The organism is Actinotalea ferrariae (genome assembly GCF_019733465.1).
Lineage (GTDB): Bacteria > Actinomycetota > Actinomycetes > Actinomycetales > Cellulomonadaceae > Actinotalea > Actinotalea ferrariae_A.
This window is the reverse complement of record NZ_JACVQL010000199.1, coordinates 1-18,635: the sequence shown is the minus strand read 5'-3', so window position 1 is coordinate 18,635 and position 18,635 is coordinate 1. Positions and strand designations below refer to the sequence as shown.

At 74.6% G+C, this 18,635-nt stretch carries 18 protein-coding genes; 9 read left to right on the top strand and 9 right to left on the bottom strand.

Features of this window, described 5'->3' with window-relative positions; genetic code table 11:
- The 3 genes from ICW40_RS15285 to ICW40_RS15275 all read right to left on the bottom strand — a co-directional run.
- Positions 1–663: protein kinase domain-containing protein (locus ICW40_RS15285; RefSeq protein ID WP_221654875.1), on the bottom strand; the 663-nt coding region annotated here is incomplete at its 3' end.
- Between the two features lie 59 nt (positions 664–722).
- Positions 723–1,772: a Gfo/Idh/MocA family protein gene (locus ICW40_RS15280; RefSeq protein ID WP_221654874.1), complete on the bottom strand. Its 1,050-nt coding sequence runs from the start codon at positions 1,770–1,772 to the stop codon at positions 723–725.
- The gene (locus tag ICW40_RS15275; protein WP_221654873.1) at positions 1,748–3,943 is read right to left on the bottom strand and encodes an MMPL family transporter; all 2,196 of its coding nucleotides are present in this window, start codon (positions 3,941–3,943) and stop codon (positions 1,748–1,750) included. The genes ICW40_RS15280 and ICW40_RS15275 overlap by 25 nt, the downstream gene beginning before the upstream one ends.
- A 71-nt stretch (positions 3,944–4,014) precedes the next feature.
- On the opposite strand from ICW40_RS15275, the gene ICW40_RS15270 reads away from it, so the two are divergent.
- From ICW40_RS15270 to ICW40_RS15250, 5 genes are all read left to right on the top strand, one after another.
- The gene (locus ICW40_RS15270) at positions 4,015–4,572 is read left to right on the top strand and encodes a MarR family winged helix-turn-helix transcriptional regulator (protein WP_308121843.1); all 558 of its coding nucleotides are present in this window, start codon (positions 4,015–4,017) and stop codon (positions 4,570–4,572) included.
- Between the two features lie 10 nt (positions 4,573–4,582).
- On the top strand, positions 4,583–5,266 hold the full coding sequence (gene lipB / locus ICW40_RS15265) for a lipoyl(octanoyl) transferase LipB (protein WP_221654872.1): 684 nt from the start codon (positions 4,583–4,585) through the stop codon (positions 5,264–5,266).
- Between the two features lie 9 nt (positions 5,267–5,275).
- Positions 5,276–6,277, top strand: coding sequence for a lipoyl synthase (lipA, locus tag ICW40_RS15260; RefSeq protein ID WP_221654871.1), 1,002 nt, complete (start codon positions 5,276–5,278; stop codon positions 6,275–6,277).
- 73 nt (positions 6,278–6,350) lie between these two features.
- Positions 6,351–7,091, top strand: coding sequence for a DUF4191 domain-containing protein (locus ICW40_RS15255; protein WP_221654870.1), 741 nt, complete (start codon positions 6,351–6,353; stop codon positions 7,089–7,091).
- Between the two features lie 58 nt (positions 7,092–7,149).
- Entirely contained in the window at positions 7,150–7,791 is a 642-nt protein-coding gene (locus tag ICW40_RS15250) for a class I SAM-dependent methyltransferase (protein WP_221654869.1), read from the top strand.
- Positions 7,792–7,810: 19 nt separating this feature from the next.
- On the opposite strand, the gene ICW40_RS15245 is transcribed toward ICW40_RS15250, so the two are convergent.
- Complete coding sequence (locus tag ICW40_RS15245; RefSeq protein WP_308121842.1) at positions 7,811–8,335, bottom strand: RDD family protein; 525 nt, start codon at positions 8,333–8,335, stop codon at positions 7,811–7,813.
- Between the two features lie 221 nt (positions 8,336–8,556).
- On the opposite strand from ICW40_RS15245, the gene glnA reads away from it, so the two are divergent.
- A complete protein-coding gene (gene glnA / locus ICW40_RS15240) occupies positions 8,557–9,981 on the top strand; it encodes a type I glutamate--ammonia ligase (protein ID WP_221654868.1) in 1,425 nt (474 codons plus the stop codon).
- Between the two features lie 163 nt (positions 9,982–10,144).
- Here glnA and ICW40_RS21645 read toward each other — a convergent pair whose 3' ends face one another.
- Both ICW40_RS21645 and ICW40_RS21640 read right to left on the bottom strand, forming a co-directional pair.
- Positions 10,145–10,795 (bottom strand): response regulator, encoded by a 651-nt coding sequence (locus ICW40_RS21645; RefSeq protein WP_221654867.1) that lies wholly within the window; start codon positions 10,793–10,795, stop codon positions 10,145–10,147.
- Positions 10,792–11,925 (bottom strand): sensor histidine kinase, encoded by a 1,134-nt coding sequence (locus tag ICW40_RS21640; protein ID WP_221654866.1) that lies wholly within the window; start codon positions 11,923–11,925, stop codon positions 10,792–10,794. The genes ICW40_RS21645 and ICW40_RS21640 overlap by 4 nt, the downstream gene beginning before the upstream one ends.
- 129 nt (positions 11,926–12,054) lie before the next feature.
- On the opposite strand from ICW40_RS21640, the gene ICW40_RS15225 reads away from it, so the two are divergent.
- The 3 genes from ICW40_RS15225 (at position 12,055) to ICW40_RS15215 (ending at position 15,158) form a co-directional block, all read left to right on the top strand.
- On the top strand, positions 12,055–12,774 hold the full coding sequence (locus ICW40_RS15225; RefSeq protein ID WP_221654865.1) for an ABC transporter ATP-binding protein: 720 nt from the start codon (positions 12,055–12,057) through the stop codon (positions 12,772–12,774).
- Positions 12,771–13,655: an ABC transporter permease gene (locus ICW40_RS15220; protein ID WP_221654864.1), complete on the top strand. Its 885-nt coding sequence runs from the start codon at positions 12,771–12,773 to the stop codon at positions 13,653–13,655. The genes ICW40_RS15225 and ICW40_RS15220 overlap by 4 nt, the downstream gene beginning before the upstream one ends.
- 126 nt (positions 13,656–13,781) lie before the next feature.
- On the top strand, positions 13,782–15,158 hold the full coding sequence (locus ICW40_RS15215; protein WP_260459278.1) for an alkaline phosphatase: 1,377 nt from the start codon (positions 13,782–13,784) through the stop codon (positions 15,156–15,158).
- A gap of 82 nt (positions 15,159–15,240) precedes the next feature.
- Here the strand turns inward: ICW40_RS15215 and ICW40_RS15210 are convergent, their stop codons facing one another.
- The 3 genes from ICW40_RS15210 to ICW40_RS15200 all read right to left on the bottom strand — a co-directional run.
- On the bottom strand, positions 15,241–15,624 hold the full coding sequence (locus ICW40_RS15210; RefSeq protein WP_221654863.1) for a hypothetical protein: 384 nt from the start codon (positions 15,622–15,624) through the stop codon (positions 15,241–15,243).
- A 49-nt stretch (positions 15,625–15,673) separates the two neighbouring features.
- Positions 15,674–17,323 (bottom strand): outer membrane protein assembly factor BamB family protein, encoded by a 1,650-nt coding sequence (locus ICW40_RS15205; RefSeq protein WP_221654862.1) that lies wholly within the window; start codon positions 17,321–17,323, stop codon positions 15,674–15,676.
- 7 nt (positions 17,324–17,330) lie between these two features.
- The coding region (locus ICW40_RS15200) for an outer membrane protein assembly factor BamB family protein (RefSeq protein WP_221654861.1) at positions 17,331–18,635 on the bottom strand (1,305 nt) is incomplete at its 5' end.

The window sequence follows — 18,635 nt, the reverse complement described above, 5'->3', positions numbered from 1 at the left end:
GTCCGGGTCCGGCCCGCACGCGGCGGCGAGGACCGCGGCGAGGGCCGCCGCGCGCGGGTCGTCCGTGGCGTGCCCGAGGAGGGCCAGCCCGAGCCGCGCCAGTGCGTGCACATCACCGGGAGGCCGCGCGCCACGGTGCCGCTCGGGCGCCGCGAACCCCGGGGTTCCCTGCTCGAGCGGGTCGTCACCGGTGAGCACGTCGATGAGCACCGGCCTCCCGTCGCTGATGACGACGTTGGCGGGCGACACGTCCCCGTGCGCGAGCCCGGCCGCGTGCAGCGCGTCGAGCGCGCCGGCGAGCGGCACGAGCACCGTGACGACCTCGCCCGGCGACCACTGCTCGCGTGCCCGGTGGAGCGTCGCGAGATCGGTGCCCTCGACCGCGCGGTGCAGCACGGCCAGGCGTCCGTCGGGCAGCGGGAACGCCGCGCCGACCCGAGCCAGGTGCTCGTGCTCGACGCCGGAGAGCCGCGCCGCGCGCTCCTCGAGGCGCGCTGCGTGCATCGCGGACCGCACGACCAGCACGCTCACGGCCCACCGCGCGCCGTCACCGTCCACCGCGCTCCAGACGACCCCGCGCGAACCGCTGCCCAGGGGCACGCCGAGGTGCAGTCCCAGGTCCAGCAGGGTCGCGGCGAGCCCCTCGGGCGTCTCGAACGTCACGGGTGCCATCGGACCAGCCAGGGACGCCCCGCAGGCGTCGTCCACAGGGCGCGACGCTCCTACTCCGGCTGGACCGGCTCCTGCCCCGGCTGGACGGGCTCGTCGCGTCGGCTCGCGGCGCTGAGGCGCGCCGCGTCGAGCACGGCGGCGGTGTGCACGGCGTCCCGCGGGTCGACCGGGATCGCTCCGCCCGCCAGCCACGCGGCCACGCCGCGGTAGAAGTCCACGTGCCCGCCGGGCTCGCGCGGGACGGGCACCGCCGAGTCGCCGTGCACCAGCCACCCCTCCATGCCCTCGCCCGGGTCGAGGGCGGCGAACGGCGTCGGCTCCCCCTCGAACGACGTGACGAGGTAGGCGCCGGCCGACCCGAGCACGCGCGTGCGCGGACCGGGAGCCCCCACGAGCCCGCCCGCCCACAGGTGGCTCGTCGTGCCGGATGCGTGGCCGAGCGCGAGGAAGACGTCGTCCTCGGTCGGCGTCGTGAGCGCGCGCAGCTCGGCGCGCACGGTCGCCACGGGGCCGAACAGCTGCACCGCGGAGTCGACGAGATGGGCCCCGAGGTCGAGCAGGAGCCCGCCCCCGTCGCCGACGGCGTTCTCCTTCCAGCGGTCCTTGGGCACGGGCCGCCAGCGCTCCCAGCGCCGCTCGAAGCGGTGCACGTCGCCGAGCGTCCCCTCGGCGAGCAGACGGCCGAGCGTGAGCTGCTCGGCGTCCCAGCGGCGGTTCTGGAAGACCGTCAGCCGGCCGCCGCGCGCGTCGGCGAGCTCGACGAGGCCGCGCGCGCCCTCGCGGTCGAGGGCGAGCGGCTTGTCGACGACCGTCGCGACGCCGGCCTCGAGCGTCGCCGTGGCGTGCTCGACGTGGCGTCCGGTCGGCGAGGCGATGACCACGACGTCGACGTCGGCCGCGAGCAGCGCGTCGAGGTCACCGTGCACGCGCACGTCCGGCCAGTCCTCGGCCGCCGCGGCGGCCCGGCCGGGGTCCCTCGTGACGACGTCCGTGACGACCTGCCCGGCCTCGCGCAGCAGCCGCGCGTGGATCCCGCGGCCCGCGTCGCCGTACCCGACGAGGCCGACCCGCGGCCTCAGCTCCCGATCTTCTTGTGCCATGGCCACCACGATGCCGCACCGAGGTCGTGCACCAGACCAGGCACGAGCAGCGTGCGCACCACGAGCGCGTCGATGAGGACACCGAGGGCGACGAGGAAGGCGAGCTGCACGAGGAACAGCAGCGGCAGCACGGCGAGGGCGCCGAACGTCGCGGCGAGGACCACGCCCGCGCTCGTGATGACGCCACCCGTCACGGTCAGCCCACGCCGCACCCCCTCGCGCGTCCCGTGGGCGAGCGACTCCTCGCGGACGCGGGTCATGAGGAAGATCGAGTAGTCGATCCCGAGCGCGACGAGGAACACGAACGCGTACAGCGGCACGGACGCGTCGGCCCCCGGCATGTCGAGCACGTGGTTGAACACCAGCGCCGCGATGCCGACCGTCGCGCCGAAGGAGAGCAGGTTCGCGAGGATCAGCAGGACGGGCGCGACGACCGCACGCAGCAGCAGGACGAGCACGACGAGGATCACGGCCAGGATCGTGGGGACGATCACGCGCAGGTCGCGAGCGCTCGTCACCTGGGTGTCGAGCCGCTCGGCGGCGGCCCCGCCGACGAGCGCACCGGACGAGGCCTCGTGGGCCGCGGAGCGCAGGTCCTCGACGACGACGGTCGCCTCCTGGCTCTCCGACGACGCCTCCGTGACGACCTCGACGAGCACCCGCCCGTCGACGACGACCGGCGGCGCCGACGGGTCGGCCGGTCGGCCTCCCCCGGCGCCCTCGGTGACGGGCGCCGCGGCCGCGACGCCGTCCACCTGCCCGACGGCGTCCAGGACGGCGTCGAGGTCCCCCTCGGTCACGACGACCGTGACGGGCTGGACCTGACCGGCGTCGAAGTGCTCGGCGAGCACCTCCTCGCCGGCGACCGACTCGACCTCGGTGAGGAAGATGTCGCTCTCCCCCGTGCCCTCGGCCTCGAAGGTCGGGACCCACACGCACGCGACCGCGAGCACGGCGGCCGTCGCCAGCCACACGCGGCGCGGGTGGCGGCCGATGAGCCGCGACACCCGGCCCCACAGCCCCGACCGGGACTCGAGGTGCTCGAGCGACTCCGCGGCGCCGTCGGCGGCGTCGGCCTCGACGCGCGGCATCCGCGGCCAGAACACCACGCGCGCGCGGCGTCCGCCGACGAGCAGCAGGGCGGGGAGCAGGGTCATCGACGCGAGGAACGCGGCGGCGATGCCGATCGCCGCGACCGGGCCGAGGCTCTGGTTCGAGCGCAGGTCCGACAGGAGCAGGCACAGGAGCCCCGCGATCACGGTGCCGGCGCTCGCGGCGATCGGCTCGATCGACGCCCGGACCGCGCGCCGCATCGCGGTGAACGGCGACTCCGCGCGGCGCAGCTCCTCCCGGTAGCGCGCGACGACGAGCAGCGAGTAGTCCGTCGCCGCGCCGACGACGAGGATGAAGAGGATGCCCTGGCTCTGGCCGTTGAGGACGAGCACGTCGGCCGCGGCGAGCTGGTACACGACGAGCGCGGCGGCGGACAGGCCGAACAGGGACGTGAACAGGACGGTGAACGGCAGCAGCGGTGAGCGGTAGACGAGCACGAGGATGACGAAGACCACGGCGAGGGCCACGACGAGCAGCAGCCCGTCGATCCCGCCGAAGGCGGCGACGAGGTCGGCGATCGCCCCGGCCGGTCCGGTGACCCAGGCCTCGAGCCCCTCGCCCTCGAGCGACTCGTCGACCGCCGTCCGCAGCTCCTCGACCACGAGGTTGACCGCACGCTCCTCGCCGATCTGCTCGTTGGCGGCGTCGGCGTCGAGCGCGACCGTCAGCAGGGCCGCCTCGCCGTCCTCGGACGGGATGGCGACCGGGGGCGCGACGAGCAGGTCGTCCACCGTCGTGCCGCCGTCGAGCTCGAGCGTGGGGATCTCCTCGGCGAACGCCTGGACCGTCCCGAGCTGCTCGGGCGTCAGGGCACCCTCGCCCCGCACGACGACGAGCGCGGGCAGCACGGCGTCGTCACGGAACTCGGCTGCAGCGGCGGCGGCCTCCGTCGACTCGGCACCCTCGGGCAGGAACGACGCGACGTCGTTCTCCTGCACGTCCGAGAGCTTCCCGATCGACATGCCGCCCGCGCCGGCGAGACCCAGCCACACGAGGATGACGGCGAGGACGGCGACCCCGCGCAGGACTGCGGCCCCACGACCACTTTTACTCAGCATGCTGAGTATCCTGACCCGGACTAGCCTGGTCGACAAGTTGAACCCGGAAGGCCCCAGTGATCCCTCGCACGGTGGCAGGCGCGCCCGACGCCGCCGGCGCTCCCCCCGACGCCATGGGCTGGGGCGACGGCGCGCCGGTCCCTGGCCGGCCCGTGCCCGCCGTGATGTGGCCCACCGGCCGGCTCGTGTCCGCCGTGGCACGGCGCATCGAGCGCGACTGGAACGCGCACCTCGCCCGCTGGGACCTCAACCACGCCTCGCTGCCGGTGCTCTTCCTCTTGGCGGCCGGTCCGCGCTCGCAGCGTGAGCTCGCCGCGGACTCCGGGGTCACGGAGCAGACGATGAGCCGGATCATCGCGCGGCTCGACCGCACCGGGTACATCGAGCGCCGCACCCACGAGCACGACCGGCGCCGCAACGACGTCGCACTCACCGAGACCGGCTACCGCGCCCTGCGGGAGGCGGGCGACCCGCGCTTCGCGGAGGAGATGAGCGTGCAGGGCCTGAGCCCCGAGCAGGTGAGCCAGCTCCGCTCGATCCTCGGGACGATGCTGGGGCACGACCCCGACGCGCTCGCCGAGCCTCCGGCCGTGTCCGTCGACGACGGTCCCCCACCGGCGGAGGGGTAGCGTGCTCGGCGTGGACGTCGTCAGCCTGGACCTGGGCCGCCGCCTCGTCGGCTACCACGAGGCGTGGGACCGCCAGCGCGCGCTGCACGCCGAGGTCGCCGCGGGGGCCGCACCCGACACCGTCCTGCTCGTCGAGCACGAGAGCGTCTACACCGCGGGCCGGCGCACCGCGACGCGGGACCGCCCGGTCGACGGGACGCCCGTGGTCGACGTCGACCGCGGCGGGCGCATCACGTGGCACGGCCCCGGTCAGCTCGTCGCCTACCCCGTCGTGCGCCTGGCCGAGCCGGTCGACGTCGTCGCCTACGTGCGCACACTCGAGCAGGCGCTCATCGACACGTGCGCCGACCTCGGCCTCGCCGCAGAGCGGGTCGAGGGACGCTCGGGCGTCTGGTTCCCGCCCGACGACGGCGGCCCGCGCCGCGCGCGCAAGGTCGCCGCGATCGGCGTGCGCGTCGCGCGTGGCGTGACCATGCACGGTCTCGCGCTCAACTGCGACGCCGACCTGGCCGCGTTCGGCCGGATCGTGCCCTGCGGCATCGAGGACGCCGACGTCACGACCCTCAGCGCGGAGCTGGGGCGACGCGTCTCGATCGCCGAGGTCGAGCCCCTCCTCGTCGCCCACCTGGAGCCCGCGCTCGCCGCCGTCACCGCCGCGGGGCGCACGGCCCAGGTCGTCGGACGACTGACGTAGGGTGAGGACGTGACGATCGCTCCCGAGGGACGCCGGATGCTGCGGGTCGAGGCCCGCAACGCTGCCACGCCGATCGAGAAGAAGCCCGAGTGGATCAAGACCCGGGCGACCATGGGCCCGGAGTACACCGAGCTCAAGGGCCTCGTGAAGCGCGAGGGCCTGCACACGGTGTGCGAGGAGGCGGGCTGCCCCAACATCTTCGAGTGCTGGGAGGACCGCGAGGCGACCTTCCTCATCGGCGGCGACCAGTGCACCCGACGGTGCGACTTCTGCCAGATCGACACGGGCAAGCCGGCCGACTTCGACGCCGACGAGCCCCGCCGCGTCGCCGAGTCCGTCCAGGCGATGGGCCTGCGGTACTCCACCGTGACGGGCGTCGCCCGCGACGACCTGCCCGACGGCGGCGCGTGGCTCTACGCCGAGACGGTCCGCCAGATCCACGCGCTCAACCCGGGCACGGGCGTCGAGCTGCTGATCCCCGACTTCAACGCGCTGCCCGAGCTCCTCGCGGAGGTCTTCTCCTCGCGGCCCGAGGTCCTGGCGCACAACCTCGAGACCGTGCCGCGGATCTTCAAGCAGATCCGGCCGGGCTTCCGGTACGACCGCTCGCTCTCGGTGCTCACGCAGGCCCGGGAGGCAGGTCTCGTGACGAAGTCCAACCTCATCCTGGGCATGGGCGAGACGTACGACGAGGCCGCGGCCGCGCTGCAGGACCTGCACGACGCCGGCTGCGACCTCATCACGATCACGCAGTACCTGCGCCCGTCGCTGCGGCACCACCCCGTGGACCGATGGGTCAAGCCGGAGGAGTTCGTGGCGCTGTCGGACGAGGCGGAGCGGATCGGCTTCGCCGGCGTCATGTCCGGCCCCCTGGTGCGCTCCTCGTACCGCGCCGGCCGGCTCTGGGCCCAGGCGATGCGCCGTCGCGGCGAGGTCATCCCCGAGGGTCTCGCGCACCTCGCGGAGGAGCGGGCCGCACGCCAGGAGGCGTCGAGCCTGCTCGCCCGGTGACGGCGCCCGAGCGGCTGATCGGCCTGGTCACCCTGGCCGGACGCCCCGGCACGGGCCACTAGACTCCTGCGTCATGGCCCGTCAGCGTTCGAGTGAGCCCGCCCCTGCCCCGCAGGGCAAGACGCCCAAGGTGAAGAAGACCCGGTGGTACCACCAGGTCTGGCAGGCGTACACGATGACGCGCCAGACGGACCCCGCCGTCACGTGGTGGGTGCTGGGCGCCTTCGGCGCGGTCGTCGCGGTCGCCGTCGTCATCGCGCTGCTGCTCGACGGCACGGCCAACCGCATCTACGCGATCGTCGTGGGCCTGCCGTTCGCGTTCCTCGCCGGCATGTTCGTGCTCGCCCGCCGCGCCGAGACGGCGGCGTACCGGCGCCTCGAGGGCCAGCCGGGCGCGTCGCTCTCCGCGCTGCGCACCATCCGCCGCGGCTGGGACTTCCCGGAGGAGCCCGTCGCCGTCGACCCGCGCAGCCAGGACCTCGTGTTCCGCGGCCTCGGTCGCGCCGGCATCGTGCTCGTGGCCGAAGGCCCCGGAGGCCGCCAGGCCAAGCTCCTCGAGGCGGAGAAGCGCAAGCTCACGCGCATCCTGCCCAACGTCCCCGTGACGCTGATCCAGTCGGGCACCGGACCGGACCAGGTGCCGCTGCCCAAGCTCGCGCGCACCGTGCAGAAGCTCAAGCCGACCCTGACCAAGCAGGAGGTCGCCGAGATCTCCAAGCGCCTGCGCGCGCTCGGCGGCGCCCGGCTCCCCGTGCCCAAGGGCATCGACCCCTACCGCGCGCGTCCCGACCGCAAGGGCATGCGCGGCCGCTGACGTCCGCGCGCGCGGTCATGACGGTGACGACGCCGTCGCGACCTGCCATCGTGGCGACGTGACGAGTCCCACACGCCCACGGCAGCAGCTCGACCTCCCGTCGCCGTCGCACGACCCGTTCTGGAACCACAACACCCACTACCACCGGCTCGTCCCGCGCGTCGCACCGCCGCCGTGGCGGCGCGTGCTCGACGTCGGGTGCGGCGAGGGGCTGCTCACGCGGCGGCTCGCACCCGCGACGACCGACGAGGTGGTCGGCGTCGACGTCGACGCCGACCAGGTGCGCCGGGCCGAGGCGGCCGCCGACTCCCCGCACCTGCGGTACGTGGCGGGCGACGTCCTCGGCCTCGACCTCGGCCGTCCGTTCGACCTGGTCACGTGCGTCGCGACCCTGCACCACCTGCCCCTGCGCCAGGGGCTGACCCGGCTGCGTGAGCTCACCGCGCCGGGCGGCACCCTCGTCGTCGTCGGGCTCGCCGACCCCTCGTCGCCGGTCGACGTCGCGACGGGCGCGCTCGGGCTGGTGGCGTCCCGCTGGGCGCGGTGGCGACGAGGCGAGTGGGACGCCCGAGTCCCGCTCGTCGACGCCTTCCCGGTCCTGGGCGACGTCCGCGCGGCGGCACGCGAGCTGCTGCCAGGTTCCCAGCTGCGCCGCCGCCTCTACTGGCGGTACAGCCTCGTGTGGACCGCTCCCGGCTGACGCGGGCGCGGTCGGGGCGTCAGCGCCGAACGAGGACCGTCCCCGCGGCGGCGTCGTGCATGCCGCGCCCCTCGCCGTCCCAGACGACGGCGGGGATCACCAGGCACAGCAGGAGCGTCCGGACCACCCCCGCGACGACGCCCGGTGCCCTGGGGGCGCGCGGACCGTCCCCCGCGCCGCCGCGACCGCCGGCGAGGTCGCGGACGCGGACGACACGGATGCCGACCAGGCGGTGACCGATCGTGAAGCCGAGCGTCGAGACGAGCACCGCGGTCGACACCGCGAAGACGCCCAGCGTCCCGGTGGGGTCGGCGGCGAAGATGCCGGGAGCGGGGCTCGTGGGGTCCGGGAACACCTGCGCAGCGACGGCGAGCGAGAGCGTCCAGTCGACGAGCAGCGCGAGCACGCGCCGGCCGAGGGTCGCGCGCGACCCCGGTCCCGAGGCGGGCAGCCCCAGGGCCGACGGACGGGCGGACGGGGCGTCACCCTGGTCCCCCGGGCCGCCCTCGAGCCAGGAGCCCAGGTCTTCCCGTCGTGGCGCCACGGTCACGAGCCTATGCCAGCGTCGCCGCCCTCCCGACGGGCCCGGAACGTGGCGACGGTCGGAGGTAACACGGCGGAAACACTCGCAACACCGAGGGGAAATCCCGGCCCCCTACCGTCGGAGCCGACGATCGACCCCCTGCACGATCCTTCACGAGCCGCGCCACCCAGCCCGGACCGTGTCGTCCAGCCGCGTCAGCGCGAGATCAAGGAGAGCACCGGATGTTCAGTTCCGCCGATGAGGTCATGGCCTTCATCAAGGATGAGGGCGTCAAGTTCGTCGACGTCCGGTTCTGCGACCTGCCTGGCGTGATGCAGCACTTCAACGTGCCGGCGTCCACGGTCGACGCCGCGTTCTTCACCGAGGGCCAGATGTTCGACGGGTCCTCGATCCGCGGCTTCCAGGCCATCCACGAGTCCGACATGAAGCTTCTCGCCGACATCTCGACGGCGTACATCGACCCCTTCCGGGTCGAGAAGACGCTCAACGTCAACATGTCGATCGTCGACCCCTACACGGACGAGCCCTACAGCCGCGACCCGCGCCAGGTCGCCGCCAAGGCCGAGGCGTACCTGCGCTCGACCGGCATCGCGGACACCGCGTTCTTCGCGCCCGAGGCCGAGTTCTACATCTTCGACGACATCCGGTTCCACACGAGCCAGTCGGAGAGCTACTACCACATCGACTCCATCGAGGCGGCGTGGAACACCGGTCGCAAGGAGGACGGCGGCAACCTCGGGCACAAGACCCCGTACAAGGGCGGCTACTTCCCGGTCTCCCCCGTCGACCACTTCGCCGACCTGCGCGACGAGATCTGCATCGAGCTGGACCGCCTCGGCCTCGACGTCGAGCGCTCGCACCACGAGGTCGGCACCGCCGGCCAGGCGGAGATCAACTACCGCTTCGACACGCTCGCGAAGTCCGCGGACAAGGTCATGCTCTTCAAGTACGTCGTCAAGAACGTCGTGCACCGCAACGGCCGCACGGTCACGTTCATGCCGAAGCCGCTCTTCGGCGACAACGGCTCGGGCATGCACTGCCACCAGTCGCTGTGGAAGAACGGCGAGCCGCTCTTCTACGACGAGAAGGGCTACGGCGGCCTGTCCGACATGGCGCGCTGGTACATCGGCGGCCTGCTCAAGCACGCGCCCGCGCTCGTCGCGCTGACGAACCCCACGGTCAACAGCTACCACCGCCTCGTGCCCGGCTTCGAAGCCCCGGTCAACCTGGTCTACTCGGCCCGCAACCGCTCCGCGTGCGTCCGCATCCCGGTGACCGGATCGAACCCCAAGGCGAAGCGCATCGAGTTCCGCGTGCCGGACCCGTCGTCGAACCCGTACCTCGCGTTCGCGGCCATGCTCATGGCCGGCCTCGACGGGATCAAGAACAAGATCGAGCCGCCGGAGCCGGTCGACAAGGACCTCTACGAGCTGCCGCCCGAGGAGCACGCGAACATCGAGCAGCTGCCGGCGTCGCTCGAGGAGGCGCTCGACGCGCTCGAGGCCGACCACGACTTCCTGACGGAGGGCAACGTCTTCACGCCCGACCTCATCGAGACGTGGATCGACTACAAGCGCACGCACGAGATCGACCCGATCCGCCAGCGTCCGCACCCGCACGAGTTCGAGCTGTACTTCGACGTCTGACAGACGCTCGTCGGCGGGCCGGACGGCCCGCCGACGTCGCGGCAACGGCACCCCGGTCACCACCACGGTGGCCGGGGTGCCGCACGTCCGGCCCGCGTCCGCCCCACGGCACGTGCCCCGACAGCACGACGTCAGGACAGCACGACGTCAAGGCAGCACGACGTCAGGGGCTCTCGAGCAGCCCCAGGTCGAGCGCGCGCAGCACCGCGCGGGTCCGGTCGCGCACCCCGAGCTTGAGCAGCACGTTCGTCACGTGGTTCTTCACCGTGCCCGGCGCGAGGTGCAGCGCCGAGGCGATCTCGTTGTTGGAGTAGCCGCCCGCCATGAGCCGCAGCACGTCCAGCTCACGTGACGTCAGGGGCGTGGGGTGCTCGAAGCCCGCCACGGTCGGGGACCGCCCGGCGACCGCGCGCAGGAGGCGGTCGGTCAGCCCCGGCTGGAGGAGCGTGCCGCCGTTCGCGAGGCTCCGCACGGCGCCGACGAGCTGGTCCAGCGTCACGTCCTTGAGCAGGTAGCCGCGCGCGCCTGCGCGCAGGGCACGCAGCACCAGCTCGTCGTCGTCGAAGGTGGTCAGGACGAGCACCGGGACCTCGTCCCCGCGCTCGCGCAGCGCCTCGAGCGTCGCGATCCCGTCGCGCCGCGGCATGCGCAGGTCGAGCAGCAGCACGTCGACCTCACCGGCCGCCACGACCGCGAGCGCGTCGTCGCCGTCCTCGCCCTCGGCGACGACCTCGATGTCCGGGCTCAGCCCGAGCAGGCTCCGGATCCCCTGCCGGACGAGGGTCTGGTCGTCGACCACCGCGACGCGGATCACGGCGCCGGGATCCGCACCGTCGCCCCAAAGCCCCGACCCGCCCCGGCGTCGAGCGCGAGCCGCCCGCCGCGGCCCTCCACCCGCTCGGTCATCCCCGTGAGCCCCGTGCCGAGCACGAGCCGCGCGGCGCCGCGACCGTCGTCGCGCGCCTCGAGCAGGACGCCGTCCTCGTCCGAGCGGACCCGCACCGTGAGCACCCGCGCGCCCGCGTGCCGCAGCGCGTTCGTGGCGAGCTCCTGGACGCACCGGACGAGCACCAGCGCGTCCGCCGGGTCGACGCCGACGCGCTCGTCGACGTCGAGGCGCACCTCCAGCCTCGGCGTGCCCGCGACGACGTCGCCCAGCGCCGCCTCGAGCCCCTGCGCCTCCTCGCGCAGGTCGCTCACGGTCGAACGGACGTCGCGCAGGAGGTCCTTGGCGATCCCTCGCGCCCGCGTCACGTGCTCGGTGCCCTCCCCCGCGACCTGGTGCGAGGCGACCTCGAGCTCGAGCGTGAGCGCCGTGAGCCCGTGGCCGACGACGTCGTGCAGGTCGCGCGAGATCCGCAGGCGCTCGGCGTCACGCGCTGTGGTCGCCAGGAGCGTCGACGCGGCGCGCAGGTCCGCGTGCGCCGCCGCGAGCGCCGCCCTGCTCTCGGCCTCGCGCCGACCGGCGAGGACGACGATCGTGGCGAACGCCTGGAACGTCGCGTACATGAGCGTCGTGAGCACGACGTCGGTCGTGGCCTGGCCCGCCACGGCACCGCCGACCGCGACCGCGAGGCTCTGCACGGCGATCACCACCGCGGTCGCGGCACGCGAGGCACCGTAGGCGGCCGACACGGCGCTGACGACGAACAGCACGGCCGACCAGCCCGCGAGCGGCTGGCTGAACCAGACCGCCACCGCGGCCACGACCTGGACACCGACCAGGACGCGCGAGCCGAGCCACCGGGGCCGCCGGGCGTCCTGCGCGGGGTCGGCGTCCGCCAGCAGCGCCGCCACGAACACCCCGTAGCCGATCCACCACGTGCCGGGCAGCGCCGGCTCCGAGCCGCCGGTCAGGAGCCCGACCAGTCCGCCGACGCCCACCACGACGGTGGCGACGACGCCCGTCGCGGCCGCGAGCCGTTCGTCGGCGGCGCTCTGCACCCGGCCGATGCTACGGCGGGCACCCCGCCGCGGACCCCTGCCAGAGGTCACGGTCCGCACTCGTGACGTCCGGCACAGGTGCGCGCCGCGGCGCGTCCCTAGCGTCGAGGACGAGGGAAGGAGCACCCGATGACCGTCATCGAGATGTCCGCAGTCACCAAGGAGTACGGGGCCGTCCGCGCGCTCGACGGTCTCGACCTGCGGGTGGAGCGGGGCGAGATCGTCGCCCTGCTCGGCCCCAACGGTGCAGGGAAGACCACGACCTTCGAGCTGCTGCTCGACCTCGCGCGACCCACGCGGGGCGACGTCGCGGTGCTCGGCGGAGCGCCGGCCACCGCACGCGGGCGGGTGGGCGCCATGCTGCAGTCGGCGGGTCTGCCCGAGCAGGTGACGGTCCGCGAGCTGGTCCGCCTCGTCGGGCGCTCCTACCCCGCGGCGGTGCCCACGGACGAGCTGCTGCGCCGCGTCAGCCTCCACGAGCGCGCCTCGCGCGTCGTGACGTCGCTCTCGGGCGGCGAGCGCCAGCGCCTGCTGCTCGCCATGGCGCTCGTCGGCGAGCCCGAGCTGCTGCTGCTGGACGAGCCGACGGCGGCGATGGACGTCGCCTCGCGCCGCGCCTTCTGGGCGCAGGCCCGTACCGCCGTCGGGCACGGCGCCACGATCCTCTTCGCGACGCACGACATGGCCGAGGCCCAGGGCGTCGCCGACCGCATCCTCGTCATGGCCCGGGGCCGTCTGCTCGCCGACGCCCCGCCCGCCGAGCTCGTCGCCGACGACGACCTCGAGGCCGTCTTCCTCGCCCTCACCGAGGAGATCTCCGCCGCGCACCCCGAAGGAGCACTGTCATGAGCACCCACGCACTCACGCCCGACGCGCCGCGTCCGGCCGGCCGACGTGCCGGTCCGGAGGTCCGCGCGGAGGTCCGCGCGCGGCCGAACGGCGGCCGCGCGGGCCTGCTGGCCCTCCAGGTGGCGACCGAGGTGCGCGCGAGCCTGCGCAGCCCCGAGTTCGCCGTCGGCGCCGTCGTCATCCCCGTCATCCTGTACGCGATGTTCGGCCTTCCGAACGCGTCGAGCGAGCTGCCCGGCGGCACCCGCATCGGCCTCGCCATGCTCGTCTCGCTCACCTGCTACGGCGTCGTCACCCTGGCGATCGTCGTCTTCGGCGAGGACGTCGCCAAGGACCGCGGCCGGGGCTGGCTCCGTACGCTACGCGCGACGCCGTTCCCCACGAGCGCCTACCTGATCGGCAAGGTCGGCGCCGCCCTCGTCCACGCGGTCCTCATCACGGCGGCGATGGCGGTCCTCGCCACGACGGCGGGCGGGGTCGTGCTGGGAGCGGCCGAGTGGCTCGGCTTCGCGGCCCTGATGCTGGTGGGCGTCGTCCTGTTCAGCCCGCTGGGGTTCGCGATCGCGTACCTCGCGCGACCCAAGGCGGCGGCGGTCATCGCGAACGTGGTGTTCCTCCCGCTCGCCTTCGCCTCGGGCTTCTTCGTGCCGCTGTCCGAGCTCCCCCCGGTGATGGGCGACGTCGCGCGGTTCCTGCCGACCTACCACTTCGGTCAGCTCGCCTACGGCCTCCTCCTGCCCGCCGACGACGTCGAGGCGTTCACGGGCGCCGCCACCCAGCCCGTCGCGCTGCACGTCGCCTGGGTCGTCGGCTACGCGCTCGTGCTGGGCGGGCTGGCGCTCACCGCAGCGCGGCGCGAGGCCGTGACCCGGCGAGGGTGAGGCCCGCGCCGCCCGGTTCGCGTCGTCCCATGGTTCCGGGGCGCGACGTCGGCGTACGGTCGCGGAAGGCTCGTCGGCCACAGACGTCAAGGTGAACAACGAGGTTCGACCCGGGGGACGGCAACGATGGGATTCTTCGACTCACGACGGGTGACGATCGCGGGAGGGACCGCGGTGCTCGCGATCGGGCTCGCGACCGGCGGTCTGGCGACGGGTGGTCTGGCGACGGGCGGCCTCGCCGCCGGTGGGGGCGGCGGAGGCGGCGGCGGGTACGGCAACGGGCCCGGCCACGGGCACGACCACGGCGACCGGGGTCGCGGCCACGGGACGGCGCGGAACGTCATCCTCATGGTGGGCGACGGCCTGAGCATCGCGGCGCGCGACGCGACGCGGCTCGCGACGGTCGGCCAGGGCAACCTGCTCGCGATGGACTCGCTCGAGTACGCGGGCTGGACCCACACCGAGTCCGCGGACCCGGACGAGGCGGTGACGGACTCCGCCGCCAGTGCCACGGCGTTCGCCACGGGGGTGCGCACGTACAACGGGGCCATCGGCGTCGACCTGGCGGGCAACCCGGTCCCGACGCTCCTCGAGGCGGCCCGCGACCTGCGCAAGGCGACCGGCCTCGTGACGACGTCGCAGGTCACCGACGCGACGCCCGCGTCGTTCGGCGCGCACGTCGCGGACCGCGGCGACCAGACCGAGATCGCCCGGCAGTACATCGAGGAGACCCGGCCCGACGTCATCCTCGGTGGCGGCGAGGACTGGTGGTACCCGGTCGGCGACCCGGGGTTCTACGAGGACGACCCGGCCGACCCGCGACCCGAGGTCAGCATGAGCACGATCGGGAACCTCGTCGAGCAGGCGGAGGCGACGGGGTACGACTACGTCAGCACCCCCGAGGAGCTCGCGGCCACCGACGCGGACCGCATCCTCGGGCTCTTCGCGAACGAGGAGATGTTCGAGCAGGCGCCTGAGGGCCAGGGCGACGAGTACGCACCCGTCGTGTCGCTGAGCACGATGACGCAGAAGGCGCTCGACGTGCTCTCGCAGGACCGGCGCGGGTTCTTCCTCCTCGTCGAGGAGGAGGCGATCGACGAGATGGCGCACGCCAACAACGCCGGACGCACGATCCAGGCGGGTCAGGCGCTCGACGAGACCGTCGCGCTGGTCCACGAGTTCGCGTCCCGCAACCGCGGCACGCTCGTGGTCGTGGTCGGTGACCACGAGACCGGTGGGCTCACCGTCGAGAACGTGGACCCGGACGACGAGTCGGGCGACCCCGACAGCACGAGCGAGGACGTCCTGCAGAGCCTCGAGGACGGCCCGTTCGACATCGCCGGGTCCGACCTGCAGTTCACGGTCGACTGGACGACGCCGGGCCACAGCGGCGCCGCGACGCCGCTCACGGCCGAGGGACCGGGTGCGGAACGGCTCGCCCGTGCGCAGCACTCGACGAACGTGCACGACGTGATCCTCGACGCGATGCGCGGACGACGGTAGGGCCGGCGGCCGGGGCGGCGAGTCACGCCGCCCCGGCCCCGCTCCCCGTCTCGCTCGCTCTCCCTCTTCCAGGCGAGGTCGCTCAGCCGGCGGCCAGCGCCACGACCAGCGCACAGGCGAGCAGCACGACGACCGTCGGCGTCATGACCGCGCGCTCCGCGCGGCTGCGCGAGGCAAGGTTCATCAGCACGCCGAGCGCGAAGTACCCGACGACCACCCACGTCCCGACGCGCGCGACGTCGTCGCCGACGACGTCCACCAGGCCGGCGCGGTCGGCGACGACCGCGGCGATGAGGGCGTAGACCAGCACCGAGACCGCGCTGCCGATCCGCAGCCCCGTCGGCAGGACCGTGTGCTGCCCGCCCCAGGCGAGGCGGCCCCACGGCCTGCCCGCCGCGAGGCACAGCTGGAAGACGGCGAGCGCCGCGAGGAGGACGACGAGGACGACGGCGGCTGCGGTGATCACGGCGCGACCCTAGTGCTGCCGGCGCAGGGGGCGGCGCTCAGGACCACGCTCAGCCCAGGCCGACGAGCACCTGCCCGTTCGCCGTCACGACGCGGCCGTCGATCGACCACAGCGCCGGGGTGTCCGGCGGGACGACCTCGGGCATCGCGGCCGAGGCGGGCACCGCGACGGACCACAGGGGGATGCCGTCGAGCGCGACCGCCCGGAGCACCCAGCGGCCGTCGTGCTGCGCCATGACGAGCACCCGCTCGCCGTCGGTCACGGAGCCGAGGTCGGGCCGCACGCCGGGCACCGGGACGGACCACCGCTCCTCCCCCGTGACGACCTCGACGGCGAAGACGCGCCGCCCGTCGGCCGCCACCGCCACCCCGTCGCGGCGCACGAGCACCTCACCGCCCTCGAGCGGCACGGTCCACAGGGTCTCGCCGGTCGTGAGGTCCGTGGCCATGAGGTCGAAGCGGGTGCGCGGCGCGGTGAGCAGCACGTGGGCCGCGCTCCCGTCGGTCACCTCGGGCTCGGCGAGGAAGCCGTCGACGGCCGCGATCACCTCGCCCGACCGGTCGTACCAGGTCCCCGTCGAGGCACCGGTGCCCGCGAGCGCCTGGGGCCACACGCCGAAGCCCGTCGGCGTGACGTCGACCTGCGCGCCCTGCTGGGCCTCGGAGAACCCCGCGGCGTCGGAGTCGACGGCGTCCCACGTGCCGAGGACGTCGCCGTCGGGCGAGAGCACCGCCGTCGTCGCCCCGTGCACCACGACGAGGCCGTCGTCGACGGTGAGCCACGCGCTGTAGGAGCCGTCGACCTGGCGGGCCGTGAGCGGCACCTCGCGCGCCCACGTCTGCGCGCCGGTCACGGGGTCGAGGCGGACCGCGCGCACCGTCGAGCCGTCGCGGTAGCCGAGCACGACGTCGCCGTCGAGCACGCCGTACCCCGAGCTGGGCAGGTCGAGCGGGTGCTCGGCGACCACGGAGCCGTCCTCGGCGGACAGCGCGACGAGGGTGCCCTCGTGCGTCATCACGGCGCCGTCCGGGAGCGTCGTGTAGGACGGGGAGACCCGCCAGCACACGACCACCGGGGCGTCGTCGTCCCCGGCCGAGCCCTCGCACCAGTCGACGCCGCTGCCCGCGACCCGTTCGGCCGTCCAGCGCTCCGTGCCCGTCGCGACGTCGACCGCCTGGAGCTCGAGACCCTCGGCGCGCTCCTGCCAGCGCAGCAGCAGGTCGCCGGCCGACGTCGCGCCGAGCGCGGTCGACGCGCGCCACGCCACCTCGACCGGCTCGTCGAACGACGCGACGACGCCGGGGATGGCCGCGAGCGCCTCGGCGCGCTCCTGCGCGCGACGGTCCTCGACGACCCCGGCCACGCCCGCCGCGCCGACGGCCACCACGACCGACCCCGTGACGAGCACGCGGCGACGCCGGGACCAGGGCTCCCGGCGCGCGCGGGCGTCGGGGCCGTGCAACACCTCCTCGCTGGTCCGCACGCCGTCGTAGGGCGCCTCACCGAAGCGCGCGTCGTCGGAGCGCGGGTCGTCCGGGCCTGGGGTCGTGCCTGCCTGGCGCAGCTCGTCGTGGACGACCCCGGCGTGCGGGCTGGTCGCGGCGACGAGCGAGAGCGCGGACGGGCTCGTGTCTTCCTCGACCTCGAGCTCCACCTCGACCATCGCCGGGTGCGGCGGCCGCACGCGCGAGCGCCTCATGGGGAGCTCACCTCAGCCCGACGACCGCGTCGCCGTCGCGCACCAGCACGACGTCCGTGCCCGCGCCCTCGGGGTCGAGGAGGTCCCAGGAGCCGGGGATCCGCTCCGACCACGCCGTCGCGCCGTCCGCGAGCGAGACGGCCGCGAGCCGGCGACCCTCGAGGTCGGCGGACAGGACGAGGACGTGCCGGCCGTCGCTCACGGACGTCACCGCGTCACCGGGGTCGAGCGGCACCGACCAGAGCGTCCCGCCGTCGGCGAGGTCGACCCTGCGCAGCACGTCGGCGGACGCGAGCACCGCGGTGCCGTCGACGCGGACCACGGGCAGACCGTCCTGCGCGCGCGCCGCCCAGAGCGGGCCCTCCCCGACCTCGACCGCGCGCAGCACGGGTGCGTCGGTCACGGTGAGGACGACCGACGGCAGCGAGTGGTCGGTGGCGCGCGGCTCGGCGAGGTAGCCGTCGACGACGCCGAGCTCCGAGCCGTCGCGCGTGAACCAGTGCCCGGTCGGGTCGGCGAACCGCCGCCGCTGCTCGACCCAGACGCCGAAGGCGTCCGGCCGGGCGCGGACGAACGCGGCAGCCACTCCCGTCGGCACGCGGCTGTCGGTCCCCGGCCACTCGCCGAGCACCGTGCCGTCCGCACCGTCGAGGACCGACGCGACGTCGCCGCTGAACGTGACCAGACCGTGCTGCACGGCGAGCGCACCGCGCGCGGCGCCGTGCGGCAGCGCCGCGCTCCACCGCACGTCGCCCGTGCGCGGGTCGAGCCGCTCGACCACCGCAGGGCCGGCCGTGACGCGCACGACGTCGCCGTCGATCGCGGCGACGCCCAGGACACTCGCACCGGCATCCAGGACGCCGAGCGACGACCCGTCGGACGCGTCGAGGACGACGAGCCGGTCGGGCGCCATGACGTGGCACACGACGACGGCCGCGTCGCCGGTGGTGCCCACGCACCGCGCGACGTCGTCGGCGGCGGCACCCTCGACCGGCGCCGCCCAGCGCTCGACGCCGGTCGTCAGGTCGACGCCCACGACGCGGCCGTCGCGCGGCACGAGCAGGAGGGCCTCGGTGGTCCACACGTCCCCGGGCGCCTCGGCCCGCCAGGTCTCGGTCAGCGGGTCGCCCAGGGACTCGACGAACCCGGGGAGCGCCGCCAGTCGCTGCGCCTCGGCGCGCTCCTGCGACGACGCGACGCCGACGGCCGTGACGAGCGCGACGGCGACCGCCGCGCCGAGCACGACGGCACCCCGTCGCGGACGGCGTCTGCGCCGCGCGTCGTCGGGCGCGACGTCGGGCGCGTCCTCACG

What these genes read in the sequence shown, in the direction of transcription:
- ICW40_RS15215 (WP_260459278.1), top strand. Translation starts at nt 13,782, where the DNA reads ATGGGATTCTTCGACTCACGACGGGTGACGATCGCGGGAGGGACCGCG.
- glnA (WP_221654868.1), top strand. Translation starts at nt 8,557, where the DNA reads ATGTTCAGTTCCGCCGATGAGGTCATGGCCTTCATCAAGGATGAGGGC.
- ICW40_RS15225 (WP_221654865.1), top strand. Translation starts at nt 12,055, where the DNA reads ATGACCGTCATCGAGATGTCCGCAGTCACCAAGGAGTACGGGGCCGTC.
- ICW40_RS15275 (WP_221654873.1), bottom strand. Translation starts at nt 3,943, where the DNA reads ATGCTGAGTAAAAGTGGTCGTGGGGCCGCAGTCCTGCGCGGGGTCGCC.
- ICW40_RS15205 (WP_221654862.1), bottom strand. Translation starts at nt 17,323, where the DNA reads ATGAGGCGCTCGCGCGTGCGGCCGCCGCACCCGGCGATGGTCGAGGTG.
- ICW40_RS15220 (WP_221654864.1), top strand. Translation starts at nt 12,771, where the DNA reads ATGAGCACCCACGCACTCACGCCCGACGCGCCGCGTCCGGCCGGCCGA.
- ICW40_RS15280 (WP_221654874.1), bottom strand. Translation starts at nt 1,772, where the DNA reads ATGGCACAAGAAGATCGGGAGCTGAGGCCGCGGGTCGGCCTCGTCGGG.
- ICW40_RS15255 (WP_221654870.1), top strand. Translation starts at nt 6,351, where the DNA reads ATGGCCCGTCAGCGTTCGAGTGAGCCCGCCCCTGCCCCGCAGGGCAAG.